General features: G+C 70.6%; 13 protein-coding genes. 8 read left to right on the top strand and 5 right to left on the bottom strand.

Features of this window, described 5'->3' with window-relative positions:
- Positions 1–202: 202 nt before the first annotated feature.
- Genes ACZ7IB_RS26490 through ACZ7IB_RS26475 form a run of 4 tightly spaced genes read left to right on the top strand, consistent with a single transcriptional unit; the run spans position 203 to position 3,747 of the window.
- A complete protein-coding gene (locus ACZ7IB_RS26490) occupies positions 203–1,627 on the top strand; it encodes an MFS transporter (RefSeq protein WP_470916288.1) in 1,425 nt (474 codons plus the stop codon).
- Between the two features lie 27 nt (positions 1,628–1,654).
- Positions 1,655–2,137, top strand: a complete 483-nt coding sequence (locus ACZ7IB_RS26485; RefSeq protein ID WP_470916286.1) for a DUF2771 domain-containing protein — start codon at positions 1,655–1,657, stop codon at positions 2,135–2,137.
- 40 nt (positions 2,138–2,177) lie between these two features.
- Entirely contained in the window at positions 2,178–2,900 is a 723-nt protein-coding gene (locus ACZ7IB_RS26480) for a futalosine hydrolase (RefSeq protein WP_470916284.1), read from the top strand.
- The gene (locus ACZ7IB_RS26475) at positions 2,881–3,747 is read left to right on the top strand and encodes a 1,4-dihydroxy-6-naphthoate synthase (RefSeq protein ID WP_470916282.1); all 867 of its coding nucleotides are present in this window, start codon (positions 2,881–2,883) and stop codon (positions 3,745–3,747) included. Before ACZ7IB_RS26480 ends, ACZ7IB_RS26475 begins: the two co-directional genes overlap by 20 nt.
- A 20-nt stretch (positions 3,748–3,767) precedes the next feature.
- Here the strand turns inward: ACZ7IB_RS26475 and ACZ7IB_RS26470 are convergent, their stop codons facing one another.
- Complete coding sequence (locus ACZ7IB_RS26470; RefSeq protein ID WP_037692759.1) at positions 3,768–4,151, bottom strand: cold-shock protein; 384 nt, start codon at positions 4,149–4,151, stop codon at positions 3,768–3,770.
- Positions 4,152–4,359: 208 nt separating this feature from the next.
- On the opposite strand from ACZ7IB_RS26470, the gene ACZ7IB_RS26465 reads away from it, so the two are divergent.
- A complete protein-coding gene (locus ACZ7IB_RS26465; protein WP_114245875.1) occupies positions 4,360–4,584 on the top strand; it encodes a hypothetical protein in 225 nt (74 codons plus the stop codon).
- Between the two features lie 159 nt (positions 4,585–4,743).
- On the opposite strand, the gene ACZ7IB_RS26460 is transcribed toward ACZ7IB_RS26465, so the two are convergent.
- The 4 genes from ACZ7IB_RS26460 to ACZ7IB_RS26445 form a co-directional block, all read right to left on the bottom strand.
- Entirely contained in the window at positions 4,744–4,932 is a 189-nt protein-coding gene (locus ACZ7IB_RS26460; protein ID WP_470916281.1) for a DUF397 domain-containing protein, read from the bottom strand.
- A gap of 11 nt (positions 4,933–4,943) precedes the next feature.
- Positions 4,944–5,795, bottom strand: a complete 852-nt coding sequence (locus ACZ7IB_RS26455; protein ID WP_470916279.1) for a helix-turn-helix domain-containing protein — start codon at positions 5,793–5,795, stop codon at positions 4,944–4,946.
- A 312-nt stretch (positions 5,796–6,107) separates the two neighbouring features.
- Complete coding sequence (locus tag ACZ7IB_RS26450) at positions 6,108–8,066, bottom strand: transglycosylase domain-containing protein (RefSeq protein WP_470916277.1); 1,959 nt, start codon at positions 8,064–8,066, stop codon at positions 6,108–6,110.
- Between the two features lie 199 nt (positions 8,067–8,265).
- Complete coding sequence (locus tag ACZ7IB_RS26445; RefSeq protein ID WP_470916314.1) at positions 8,266–8,889, bottom strand: HAD family hydrolase; 624 nt, start codon at positions 8,887–8,889, stop codon at positions 8,266–8,268.
- A gap of 108 nt (positions 8,890–8,997) precedes the next feature.
- Between ACZ7IB_RS26445 and ACZ7IB_RS26440 the strand changes: the two genes are divergently transcribed.
- The 3 genes from ACZ7IB_RS26440 to ACZ7IB_RS26430 are packed head-to-tail and all read left to right on the top strand — an operon-like array spanning position 8,998 to position 11,938.
- On the top strand, positions 8,998–10,008 hold the full coding sequence (locus tag ACZ7IB_RS26440; RefSeq protein WP_470916276.1) for a FecCD family ABC transporter permease: 1,011 nt from the start codon (positions 8,998–9,000) through the stop codon (positions 10,006–10,008).
- Positions 10,005–11,087 (top strand): FecCD family ABC transporter permease, encoded by a 1,083-nt coding sequence (locus tag ACZ7IB_RS26435; protein WP_470916275.1) that lies wholly within the window; start codon positions 10,005–10,007, stop codon positions 11,085–11,087. Before ACZ7IB_RS26440 ends, ACZ7IB_RS26435 begins: the two co-directional genes overlap by 4 nt.
- On the top strand, positions 11,084–11,938 hold the full coding sequence (locus ACZ7IB_RS26430) for an ABC transporter ATP-binding protein (protein WP_470916273.1): 855 nt from the start codon (positions 11,084–11,086) through the stop codon (positions 11,936–11,938). The genes ACZ7IB_RS26435 and ACZ7IB_RS26430 overlap by 4 nt, the downstream gene beginning before the upstream one ends.
- The last annotated feature ends 153 nt before the right edge of the window (positions 11,939–12,091 follow it).

Below are 12,091 nucleotides of genomic sequence, written 5' to 3'. Positions count from 1 at the left end.
CCCGCCCCACCCCCCCCCCCCCCCCCCCACCCCCCCCCCCCCTCCCCCCCCCCCCCCCTCCCCACCCCCCCCTCTCCCCCCCCCCCCCCCCCCCCCCCCCCCGTGCCCGGACCGGGCGGAGCACTGACCCGACAGGGCGGAGTGCACCACGCCCCGCGCCGATCCCGGTTCGTCACCGCAGTGACTGGGGCACTATGACGAAGTGACTTCCGCCAGGTCGCACAAGGATTCCGGCCCGCTGCGCAGGACGGGCCGGACGATCGGTCACGCCCTCCGCACCCCGTTCACCGGCACCGCGAGAGGAATCCGGAAGGCGACGCACGCCCACGGCGCCGGGGAGTCCGGGCTCGGCAAACTGATCGAACTGCACGCCGTGAACGGCGCGGGCGATGTGATGATCACGATCGCGCTCGCCTCGACGGTGTTCTTCTCCGTACCGACGGACGAGGCCCGCGGCCGCGTCGCCCTCTACCTCGCCGTCACCATGGCTCCCTTCACCCTCCTCGCGCCCGTGATCGGCCCGCTCCTGGACCATCTTCCGCACGGCCGCCGCGCCGCGATGGCCGGTGCGATGCTGGCCCGGGCGGTGCTCGCGCTCACCATGGCGGGCGCGGTCGCCACCGGCGGCCTGGAGCTGTATCCGGCCGCGCTGGGCGTCCTGGTCTGCTCGAAGGCGTACGGAGTCGTACGCAGCGCTGTCGTGCCGCGTCTGCTGCCACCGCGCTTCTCCCTGGTGAAGGCGAACTCCCGGGTCACCCTGGCCGGGCTCCTGGCGACCGGGATCGCCGCCCCGATCGGGGCGGGGCTGCACACCATCGGGTCCGCCTGGCCGCTGTACGGCGCGTGCGTGATCTTCATCGGGGGGACCGTCCTCGCCTTCACCCTGCCGCACAAGGTCGACTCCTCGAAGGGCGAGCGGAAGGCCCAGCTGGTGCCGCCGCACGGCGTGACGGCCCCCCGGCCCGAGGCAAAGCGGAACGGGAGGGGAAACGGGAAGGCCAGAGGCCGGGAGAAGAATGGCGAGAAGCGGCCCGGGCTGCGGTCCGTGGGGCCGTCCGTGCTCAACGGGCTCCAGGCCAACACCGCGCACCGCGCGCTCTCCGGCTTCCTGATCTTCTTCCTGGCGTTCCTGCTGCGCGAGCAGCCGCTCGCCGGGCAGAGCGCCGCCGTCTCGCTCGGCATCGTCGGTGTGGCGGCCGGTGTCGGCAACGCGCTCGGTACGGCGGTCGGCTCCTGGCTCCGGGCCCGTGGCCCCGAAGTGATCGTCGCCTCGGTGCTGGCCCTGGCCCTGGGCGTCGCCGTGCTCGCCGCGCTCTTCTTCAGCACCGTCATGGTCGCCGCGCTCAGCGCGACGGCGGGCTTCACCCAGGCCCTGTCGAAGCTCTCGCTGGACGCGATGATCCAGCGCGACGTGCCCGAAGAGGTACGGACATCCGCGTTCGCCCGGTCCGAGACCGTGCTCCAGATGGCGTGGGTGATCGGCGGCGGCATCGGCATCGCCCTCCCCCTCAACGGCGTACTGGGCATGTCGGTCGCCGCGGGCATCCTCACCGTGGGCGCCGCCACGTCCGTACGGGGGCTGCTGAGCGCCGCGCGACGCGGCTCGCCGCACCCCCGCGTGGCGTGAGCCGGAGCGACCGATAGCCTTCGGCCCATGACCGTTGCGTTCTTCTCCGGTAAGGGCCGTCGAATCGGCGTCGCTCTTGGTGCCGTGTCCGCGGGACTCCTTGTCCTCTCCGCCTGCGACAAGCCGACGCCGCTCGCGACCGTAACGGTCGGCGGCAACACGGTGAGCACCGAGGCGTCCTGCTACAACGACGGCGATGCCCTCAAGGCGTCCGAAATCCAGGGCTGCCTCAACAAGAAGACGGAGAAGTCCGTCGAGGTCGCGATGGACGACAAGGTCCGCTTCGGCGTCGACCCGGAGATCGCGGACAACGGCTGGACGCTGTTCATCAACGGCCAGCAGGCCGAGCAGGAGCCGTACAAGAAGACCTACCGGTCCATCCCGGGCAGCGCCTTCTTCTCCAGCCAGACCGGCGAGACCGTGAGCAACAAGACGCAGATCAGCATCGTGGAGACCAAGGGCAAGAAGCTCACCGGCGTCTGGCACTTCGAGCTGAAGAAGACTTCCTGACCCCCTTCTTTCCCCCTCCTGACCTCGGAGGATTCGCCCCGTGCGTGTGCTCGTCGTGACCGCTGTCCCAGCAGAACGGGACGCGGTCACGCGTGCGTTCGGGGACCTGTCCGAGGTGGCCGTGCGCGAGGTGCCGGGCGCTCGGCTCCACCGCGTGGGCTCCCCCGGCGGCTGCGGCGTCGTCGATGTCCTCGCGGGCGGCGCCGGACCGGCCGCCGCGGCCGCCGCGACGGCTTTCGGTCTTGCGTCCGGGCCGTACGACCTCGTCGTCTCGGCCGGGATCGGCGGCGGATTCGCGCCCCTCGCCCCGGTCGGCTCGCTCGTCGTCGCGAGCGGCATCGTCGCCGCCGACCTGGGCGCCGAGACCCCCGAGGGCTTCGTGCCCGTCACCGGTCTGGGCTTCGGCCGCGACCGGTTCACGCCACCGCCCGCGCAGGTACGCGACGTGGCCGCCGCCACCGGCGCGCTCACCGGCGAGATCCTCACCGTCTCCACCGTGACCGGCAGCGCCGAGCGCGCCGCCGCCCTGCTGGCCGCGCACCCTCGGGCTGCCGCCGAGGCCATGGAGGGCTTCGGTGTCGCCGAGGCCGCCGAACGGACGGGCGTACCGGTGCTGGAACTGAGGGCGGTCTCGAACGCCGTCGGCCCGCGCGACCGGGACGCCTGGCGCATCGGCGACGCGCTGGCCGCACTCACCGGGGCGTTCGGGAAGATCGTCCCCGCACTGGAAGGTTGGACCCACCATGAACGACACGACTCGTAACCCGTCGAATCCGTTGAACATCGCTTTCTCGCCGTGCCCGAACGACACCTTCGTCTTCGACGCCTGGGCGCACGGAAGGGTCCCCGGCGCGCCCGCCCTCGATGTCACCTTCGCCGACATCGACATCACCAACAAAATGGCCGAGCGCGGCGAGCTCGACGTGCTCAAGGTTTCGTACGCGGTGCTGCCGTGGGTGCTCGACGAGTACGCGCTGCTGCCGTGCGGCGGGGCGCTGGGGCGGGGCTGCGGACCGCTCGTCCTCACGAAGGAGGCGGGCACGGATCTGACGGGAAAGACCGTCGCCGTGCCGAGTGAGCGCTCCACGGCTTATCTGCTGTTCCGGCTCTGGGCGGCGGAAGTGGTGCCGGGCGGGGTCGGCGACATCGTCGTCATGCCGTTCGACGAGATCATGCCCGCCGTGCGTGACGGGAAGGTGGACGCCGGTCTCGTCATCCACGAGGCCCGTTTCACGTACCAGAACTACGGGCTGCACAACCTCGCGGACATGGGCCGGCACTGGGAGGAGACGACCGGGCTGCCGATCCCGCTCGGCGCGATCATCGCCAAGCGGTCGCTGGGCGCGGAGATGCTGAAGCTGCTCGCCGAGTCGGTGCGCACCTCGGTACGGATGGCCTGGGACGACCCTCAGGCGTCACGGCCCTACGTGCTGGAGCACGCGCAGGAGATGGACCCGGCCGTGGCGGACCAGCACATCGGGCTGTACGTCAACGAGTTCACCGCCGACCTCGGCGAGGACGGCTACGCGGCGATCCGCGGACTGCTGACCCGCGCCGCGGCCGAGGGGCTGGTACCGCCCCTCGGCCCGGACGCGCTGTCGTTCGTCTGAGATCAGCCGGGAGGCCGGGGTCAGACGTCGAGCTGATCGGCGACCGCGCGCAGCAGGCCGCCGATCTGCTTGCCGGCCGCCTTGTCGGGGTAGCGGCCGCGCTCCAGCATCGGTGTGATGTTCTCCAGCAGGGTGGTCAGGTCCTGCACGATGGACGCGAGCTCGTCCGGCTTGCGGCGCTGTGCGGCCGCGACGGACGGGGTCGGGTCCAGGATCGCCACCGAGAGCGCCTGGTCTCCACGCTGACCTGCGACGACGCCGAATTCGACGCGCTGGCCGGGCTTGAGTGCGTCGACGCCGTCAGGAAGCACCGAGGAGTGCACGAAGACGTCACCGCCGTCGTCGCGGGAGAGAAAGCCGAAGCCCTTCTCGCTGTTGAACCATTTGACCTTGCCAGTCGGCAAAGCACGCACCCCATCTCAACCCGTATGCCGGAACAAGCCTCAGCAGGTCAGGCTATCCAGTGGTGGTGCTCCCCTGCTGGCAGCAGCCTCCCCAGGTGAAGTACCCCTCGTCAAGCCTGGTCATCCGGACTCTGTCCAGAAACGGTGCTTGCGTGGCGCGTGGCTCGCCGTGGGATGGTTCGCCGTCGTCGGGAACTACCCTGGCGGGGTGAGCACTACTCCTTCTGGCGCAGGTGACCGGCTCGTCCGGATCGGCGCGATCGTCTTCTTCATCGGCGCACTGGCCACGATGGCCACGATGGCCCCGCTGTTCCTCGGAACCCATCCGCTTCCGTCCATCGCGTGGTCGCTGTGCATGCTGATGGGGGTGGGGTTCCTGATCGCCGCGGCGGGCGTGGTGCGGTCGGTGCGGGCGGGGTCACCGAAGCGGTAGCCCCGGGGTCGTCCAGCGGGCCGCTTCGTCCTCAATCGCCGGACGGGCTTGATCTTGCTGCGGGACGGGGCACTTCTGAGGCCGTCCGGCGGTCGAGGACGGAACCTGCCCGGGACGGTTGCCCTCGCCGCCCTGGCGGGGGCGGCGAGGACGCGGGAGTCAGTCCTGGTGGTGGCTCTCCTTGAGGGTGCGTACCAGGGCGGCCCACGCTGCGGGCGTGGTGTGGAGTATCGCTCCGGTGGGGTCGCTGCTCTCGGTGAGGCTGACCTTGCTGTTGCGCGCGGCGACGTGCAGGCAGGATTCGCCCTGTCCGCAGTACGAGGACCTCTGCCATGCGTGGTGGTGCATATCCAGTTCCTTCACTGGTCGGCGATCAGACTGTGGATGAAGTCCCGGGACTTGTCCGGCGCCAGCGCCACGGCCTCCATGCGTGCCAGCAGGAGACGGTAGGCCTCCAACTCCGCCTCGGCATCCACCAGGACAGGGCCGTGTGACTGGTCCAGCGAAACCGTGTCGAGGCGGGGCACCGAGCCGTGTACGTACAAGATGGTCTGCCCGGATCCGGGATAGGCGCCGATGGCGAACGGGATCACCTGGACCGTGATGTGTTCCCGCTCGCTCTGCTCAAGCAGATGTCGAAGCTGGTTCCTGGCGACGGTGGGGCCGCCAACCGGCACGCGGAGGGCAGCTTCATGGATGACCGCCCGGTACGTTGGCGGGCTTGGTCGGTCAAGGAGGGCCTGGCGCTGAAGTCGGTGACTCACGCGGTGCTCGATGTCTGAGCGAGAGAACTCCGGCACCACCTGCCGGAAGATCTCGCGGGCATGGTCCGTGGTCTGGAGGAGACCCGGGACATGGGACGTATTGGCAGACCGTAGCCCGGTTGTGTGGTGCTCCAGTTCTGCGATGTCCAGCAAAGGGGAGGGCAGGAGCTCACGGAATGTCTCCCACCAGCCCGATGAGCGTTCCCCGGCAAGATCGAGCAACCCTGCGATATACGCGGCGTCCGAGCAGCGATAGTTGCGAGCCATCGCCCGCAGCCGTTCCGCACTCACACCGAAACGGCTCGCCTCGATGTTGCTGAGCTGAGCCTGGCTGATGCCGAGCAGGCGGGCACCCTCAGTGGCCGTGAGCCCAGCGCGGTCCCGCAATCTGCGCAACTCGACCCCGAGGCGCAGGCGTCGCACGCCGGGGGTGCTTCTGGACGCCATGCGTCAACTCTCCTTAATCAGGAACGTGTTGGCAACGTCACCCGGGGACGGGCCCGGCCGACGCGCGGGGCGCCTCGCAGGGGGCGCCCAGCGCTTGCGTCGGCGGGCAGCCGGTGGCGGGATCACCGGGGGGTGATCGACGCGATCGCCTGGAATCTCCAGACCGGCTCGCAGTGGGTTCCCCTGCCCATCGCACTCCGCTTTCGGGGTGGTTCCTGCGGGCGGGACCATCCCCCTGTGCCGGAGGCGTCCCGGCATCTCATTGGTCGCACCACGCGATCAACCGACTGCGGATCGCGTACGCGGGTGGGCCTACTTCCCCGTGACGTAAGTGTTCCAGATCCGGAGCGGGAAGACATTGCCGCGCTCCGAATCGGGTCCGCCCACACCCTGCAATCCCAGCAGTTGAGGGGTGCCCGGCTTGTTGCGGAACATCGTGACGGCCGTGGTCAGCCCTTCGGTGTGGCCGATGAACCAGGCCGACTTCATCCGGTCGTCCTTGCCGGTCGCGCCCGCCGAGAGGTCGTCGGCAGCCTTGGACCTGGCGAACGTGCCGAACTTCCCGTCCTGACCCAGCCGGGTCCAGGCCACCATCCCCAGGGTGTTGTTCACATCGTTGGCCACCGAGGCGTCCATCACGCGTCGCGACTCGGGCTTCCCGAAGCCCGCGACCGCCTCGCCGTCCCGGGTCATCCTGGTCACCGAATAGGGATCGGCCCTCATACCGTCGTTACTGAAGGCGGTGTACGCGTCCGCCATCCTGACCGCGCTCGGTGTGGACGTGCCGAGGGGAAAGGACTTGTCCAGGCGGGCCAGGCTCTGCTCGTGCAGCCCGGCCGATACCGCCAGTTCCTTCACCTTCTTCAGCCCGATGTCCTTGCCGAGCAGCACGAAGGTTGCGTTGGCCGACTTGACCAGCGCATCGCGCAGGGGCGTCGGCGCCGTGACCATCACCTGGCCGGCACCGGCACCCGGCGGGGCGGGGGGCGCCGCGTACGGGCCGTCCTTGATCAGACGCCCCTCACTGTCGTAGCCGCTGTTCAGGGTGATCCCGTCGCCGTGCTGAAGGGCCGCTGCCAGCACGAAGGGCTTGAAGGCCGAGCCGACGGGGACGCCCGCGGTGTCGGCGTTGTTGGCGAAGTGGGTGACCGCGTCGGCTCCGCCGTACACCGCGACCACGGCCCCGTCGGACCGCACGGATGCGGCGCCGACCTCGACGTACTTGTCCTCGGGGCGCTTCTTGGGGTCGAGGTCGCGCGTGCGCACGCTCCGCACGGCCCGTTCCAGCTGCCCCACCCTGGCCTTGTCGAAGGTGGTGTGCACCCGGTAGCCGCCCCGGAAGAGGTCCTTGTCAGTGAGGCCCGAACGCTTCTTGATGTCCTTGTTGGCGATGTCGACGAGATAGCCGGTCTGGCCGCCGAGGCTGGTCGGCTTGGCGGCCGGCCTCGGCTCGGGGAACTTCTGGTACGCGGCCCGCTCGGCCTTCGTCATCGTGCCGATCTCCACCTGCCGGTCGAGGATCCAATCCCAGCGGTCGACGGCGCGTTCGTGGTTGCCTTCGCCGCCCGCGGGGTCGTACTGCTCCGCCCCCTTGAGCATGGCCGCGAGCAGCGCCGCCTGGCTGGGGTCGAGGTCCTTCGCGGGGATTCCGTAATACGCCTGCGCCGCTGCCTGGATGCCGTAGGCGCCGCGGCCGAACCAGCTGGTGTTCAGATATCCCTGGAGGATCTCCTCCTTGCTCTGCTTGTTGCTCAGCTTCAGCGAGATGAAGAACTCCTTGAACTTCCGGGTGGCCGACTGCTCCTGGCTGAGATAGGTGTTCTTCACGTACTGCTGGGTGATGGTGGAGCCGCCCTGGGTCTCACCGCCTTTGACCATGCTGACGGCCGCGCGGGCAATCCCCTTCGCCGATACCCCCGGGTCGGCGTAGAAGGTCTCGTTCTCGGCGGCGATGACCGCGTGCTCCACCGAATCGGGTATGTCGGCAAGCGTGACGTTCTGCCGATTGACCGCGCCCACGCTCACCATCTGGCTGCCGTCCGCCCAGTAGTAGACGGTGCCCTGCCTGCGCGCCTCGGCGTTCTCGTCCGGGATGTCGACGGACGCGTACACCACGGCGAACAGCCCGGCCAGCGCACCGAATCCGAGCAGGATCCCGCTCAGCACCTGCCGCCACGAAGGGACCCAGCGGCGCCAGTTGCTTCTCCCTCGGCGGGGGTAGTCGACACGAAGCCCGCGAAGGCGGATCGGGCGGATGGGGCGTCGGGCCATGCTCCGGCTCCTCGTTCACCGTCCCGCACCGGTGTGGTGCGGACTTGTGAGAGGAGATGTTCCGGATCGCGATCAGGTTGTCTCGGAGCCCCGTCCGACGCGGGTGGCGAACTCGCACCGGACGACCTTTTCGGGAGAACGGTCCGCGACACCCCACTTGTCGGCCGGCGCCCAGTGAACCCGCCCCCCGCCGAAGGCCCTACGCCGTGTACCCGTCCAGCCAGGACGGGAAATCCGTCAGCGACGACAGGACGACGTCCGCCCCCGCCGCCCGGAGCTCCTCCGCGTCGCACGGGCCCGTGGTGACCGCCACCGAGAGCGCCCCGGCCGTGCGGGCGCCCCGTACGTCGCCGGTGTGGTCGCCCACGTACACATCCGCCCCGTGCTCGCGCAGCGCCTCCCCCTTGGCCTCCGCCCACAGACCGCCGATCACCGCATCCGGCTCGATCCCGAGGTGCGCCAGGTGCAGTTCGGCGTTCGGCAGGTGCTTCGCGGTGACGACTATCGCCCGGCCGCCCCGCTCGCGGATCGCCGCGACCGACTCCCGGGCACCCGGCAGCGCAAGGCTCGGGACGATGGCGTGTGTGGGATAGATCTCCCGGTAGCGGTCGGCGGTGGCGGCCACCGCATCGGCCGGAAACCAGTTCCGCAACTCGTCGTCGACCGGCGGACCGAGCCTGCTCACCACCAGATCCGTGTCGATCGGCGTCCCCGTCTCGGCGGAAAGCGCCAGATAGGCGGCCTTGATGCCGGGCCGGGAGTCGATGAGCGTCATGTCGAGGTCGAAGCCGACCGTCAGTGGGTGCGAAGGCATGGAATCCATTGTCACGGTGCCGCGCACGGCGGCGGTCCCGGTACGGGCCTCGGGCCCCGGAACGGCGGTGCTTAGACTTAGCCAAGCCTAACTTTGCTTCGCTGTCGATTGGGTCCGATGTCAGCCGCCGCACCACGCCGCTCCAGACGCGCACTCGCGACGGCGGCGGCCGTCGCGGCGCTGCTGGTGTCGGTGCTCCTCAGCCTCGCCGTAGGGGCCCGCTCCATACCCCCGTCCGAGGTGATCGACGCTCTGCTGCACGGCGGCCACTCCGACGCCGCCGAAGTCATCCGGAACATGCGGGTGCCGCGCACCCTGATCGGGCTGATGGTCGGCGCGGCACTGGCCCTCGCGGGCACGGTGCTCCAGGGCATCACCCGTAACCCCATCGCCGACCCCGGCATCCTCGGCATCAGCCAGGGCGCCTCGGTGGGCGTGGTGCTGGCCATCGCGTACGCCGGGATCCACACCCTGACGGGATACGTGTGGTTCGCGTTCGCGGGGGCGGCGATCGCCTCCGTCGCCGTGTACGCCATCGCCGCCGGCGGACGCGGGGGCGCCACTCCCGTGAAACTCGCCCTCGGCGGCGCCGCGATCAACGCGCTGCTGGTGTCGGTGACGATGGCGGTGCTGACGACCAAGGCGTCCGCGCTGGACGAGTTCCGCTTCTGGCAGGTCGGCTCCATCGCCGGGCGCGAGGCCGATGTGGCCCAGCAGATCTGGCCGTTCATGCTGGTCGGAACCGTGCTCGTACTGTCCGTCGCCCGCGGGCTCGATGCACTGGCGCTCGGCGAGGACGTGGCGAAGGGGCTCGGGCAGAAGGTCGCGACGGTACGGATCGCCGGCGGTATCGGGGCCACCGTGCTGACCGGTGTCGGTGTCGCGGCGGCCGGTCCGATCGCGTTCATCGGACTCGCCGTCCCGCACATCGCCCGCGCGATCGTCGGCAGCGACCACCGCTGGGTACTGCCGATGGCGGCACTGATCGGACCCGTCATGCTGCTCGTCTCCGATGTCATCGGCCGCATCCTCTTCCCGCCGAGCGAGGTCCCGGCGGGTGTGATGACGGCGCTGCTCGGCGTTCCCTTCCTGGTCACGCTGGTACGCCGGAAGGCGGTGCCCGCATGAGCGCCGACACCCCCGTACGGGTACGGCCCGCCGGGTACCAGGTCGTACGGATCGGGGCGCGGGGCCGGTTCCTGCTGCACCGGCGGGCGGCCGCCGTCGCCGCCGTCCTCGTCGCCTCGCTGGCCGCCGTCTGTGTCGCGTACCTCTGCGTCGGCGAGAGTTTCGTCGCGCCCGGCGAGGTCATGAAGGTGATCCTGGGGCAGCCGTCCCCGGACGAATTGGTCGTCGGCACGCTGCGGCTGCCGCGGATGGTCGTGGGGCTGCTGGTCGGTGCGGCGTTCGGGATCGCCGGTGCGCTGATCCAGACCGTCGCCCGCAACCCGCTGGCCAGCCCCGACATCATCGGCATCAGCCAGGGGGCGAGCGCGCTCACGGTCGGCGCGATGACCTTCGGCGTCACCTCGTACACCGTGCTGCCGTATCTGTCCGTCATCGGCGGGGTGGCCGCGGCGGCACTCGTGTACGTCTTCGCCTGGCGCGGCGGGCTGCACGCCACCCGCTTCGTCCTCATCGGCATCGGCTTCGCCATCGCGCTGAAGTCGGTCACCACACTGTTCCTGACGAAGGGCGACTACCTGGTCGCCCAGCAGGCGCAGGTCTGGATGACCGGCTCGCTCAACGGCCGCGGCTGGTCCGAGGCCGCGCCGATCGGCTGGACGCTGCTGATCCTGCTGCCGGCCGTCCTGTGGGCCGCCCGCGCCCAGCGCACCGTCTCGATGGACGACGACACCGCGACGGCCCTCGGGGTGCGTCTGGGACGGGTACGGCTGGGGCTCGTCGCACTCGGTGTGGTCCTGGCGTCCGTGGCGACCGGGACGGCCGGTCCGGTCGACTTCGTGGCGCTGCTCGCCCCGCAGATCGCCCGCCGGATGACCCGTACCGCGCAGATTCCGCTGTTCTGCTCGGCGCTGCTCGGTGCGGTGATCGTCGTCTTCGCGGATCTGCTGGCGCGCAGGCTCTTCTCGCCCACCGAGCTGCCGGTGGGCGTTCTGACGGCGGCGGTCGGCGCCCCGTATCTGATCTGGCTGATCATCCGCGGTCACGGCGGCGGTCGCGGCCGTAGTGGAGGCACCGCATGAGCTCGACCCGTACGTCCGACGCCACGGCGACCGCGACCAGCCGGCTCACGGTGCGGGAGCTGACTCTCGCATACGAGGACCGCACCGTCGTCCACGAGCTGGACCTCGCCGTTCCCGACGGACAGGTCACCGTCATCGTCGGCCCGAACGCCTGCGGCAAGTCGACCACGCTGCGCGCGCTCGGCCGGCTCCTCAAGCCGCGCGGCGGGGCCGTGCTCCTCGACGGTACCGAGCTGTCGAAGATCCCCACGCGGAGGATCGCCCAGTCGATCGGGCTGCTGCCGCAGACCCCGGTGGCCCCCGAGGCGATCACCGTCTCCGATCTCGTCGCCCGCGGCCGGCAGCCGCATCAGCACTGGTGGCAGCAGTGGTCACAGGAGGACGAGCGGGCGGTGACGGACGCGATGGAGCGTACGGACATCACCGCGCTCGGCGACCGGTCGGTGGACGAGCTGTCCGGCGGGCAGCGCCAGCGTGTCTGGATCGCGATGGCGCTCGCCCAGGAGACCGATCTGCTGCTGCTCGACGAGCCGACCACGTACCTCGACATCGCGCACCAGGTGGAGGTCCTGGACCTGGTGCGCCGGCTCACCGCCCCGGCGGCGGACGGCACCCGCGGCCGGACCGTCGTCACCGTGCTCCACGACCTCAACCAGGCCGCCCGGTACGCGGACCACCTGGTCGCCATGAAGGCGGGCCGGATCGTCGCCGAGGGCCACCCGAAGGACATCGTCACCGCCGGTCTCGTGCGCGAGGTCTTCGGTCTGGACGCGGTGATCGTCCCGTGCCCGGTGACGGGTTCGCCGCTCGTGGTGCCGGGGGCTCCTTGGCAGGCCACGTCGGCGTCGTGAACCCGCGCCCCGGTTTCCGGCAGGCCCGGGTGGGCGCCCGCCGGGACGGTCGCCCGGCGCTGCGGTCCACGCTCCTCCCCCGGGCTCCCGGCTCCCCCGCCTCGTTCGAACGGTGGAGCTCCCACGGGGCCCAGGACCCCATCGCCCCTGGCG

Source organism: Streptomyces sp. NPDC037301 (assembly GCF_055602785.1).
The sequence above is the reverse complement of the archived record's forward strand: the minus strand, read 5'-3'. Positions and strand labels throughout refer to the sequence as shown.

Coding starts and splice junctions, on each gene's coding strand:
- ACZ7IB_RS26445 (WP_470916314.1), bottom strand. CDS start 8,889: ATGGATTCCATGCCTTCGCACCCACTGACGGTCGGCTTCGACCTCGAC.
- ACZ7IB_RS26485 (WP_470916286.1), top strand. CDS start 1,655: ATGACCGTTGCGTTCTTCTCCGGTAAGGGCCGTCGAATCGGCGTCGCT.
- ACZ7IB_RS26440 (WP_470916276.1), top strand. CDS start 8,998: ATGTCAGCCGCCGCACCACGCCGCTCCAGACGCGCACTCGCGACGGCG.
- ACZ7IB_RS26430 (WP_470916273.1), top strand. CDS start 11,084: ATGAGCTCGACCCGTACGTCCGACGCCACGGCGACCGCGACCAGCCGG.
- ACZ7IB_RS26455 (WP_470916279.1), bottom strand. CDS start 5,795: ATGGCGTCCAGAAGCACCCCCGGCGTGCGACGCCTGCGCCTCGGGGTC.
- ACZ7IB_RS26450 (WP_470916277.1), bottom strand. CDS start 8,066: ATGGCCCGACGCCCCATCCGCCCGATCCGCCTTCGCGGGCTTCGTGTC.
- ACZ7IB_RS26475 (WP_470916282.1), top strand. CDS start 2,881: ATGAACGACACGACTCGTAACCCGTCGAATCCGTTGAACATCGCTTTC.
- ACZ7IB_RS26460 (WP_470916281.1), bottom strand. CDS start 4,932: ATGCACCACCACGCATGGCAGAGGTCCTCGTACTGCGGACAGGGCGAA.
- ACZ7IB_RS26435 (WP_470916275.1), top strand. CDS start 10,005: ATGAGCGCCGACACCCCCGTACGGGTACGGCCCGCCGGGTACCAGGTC.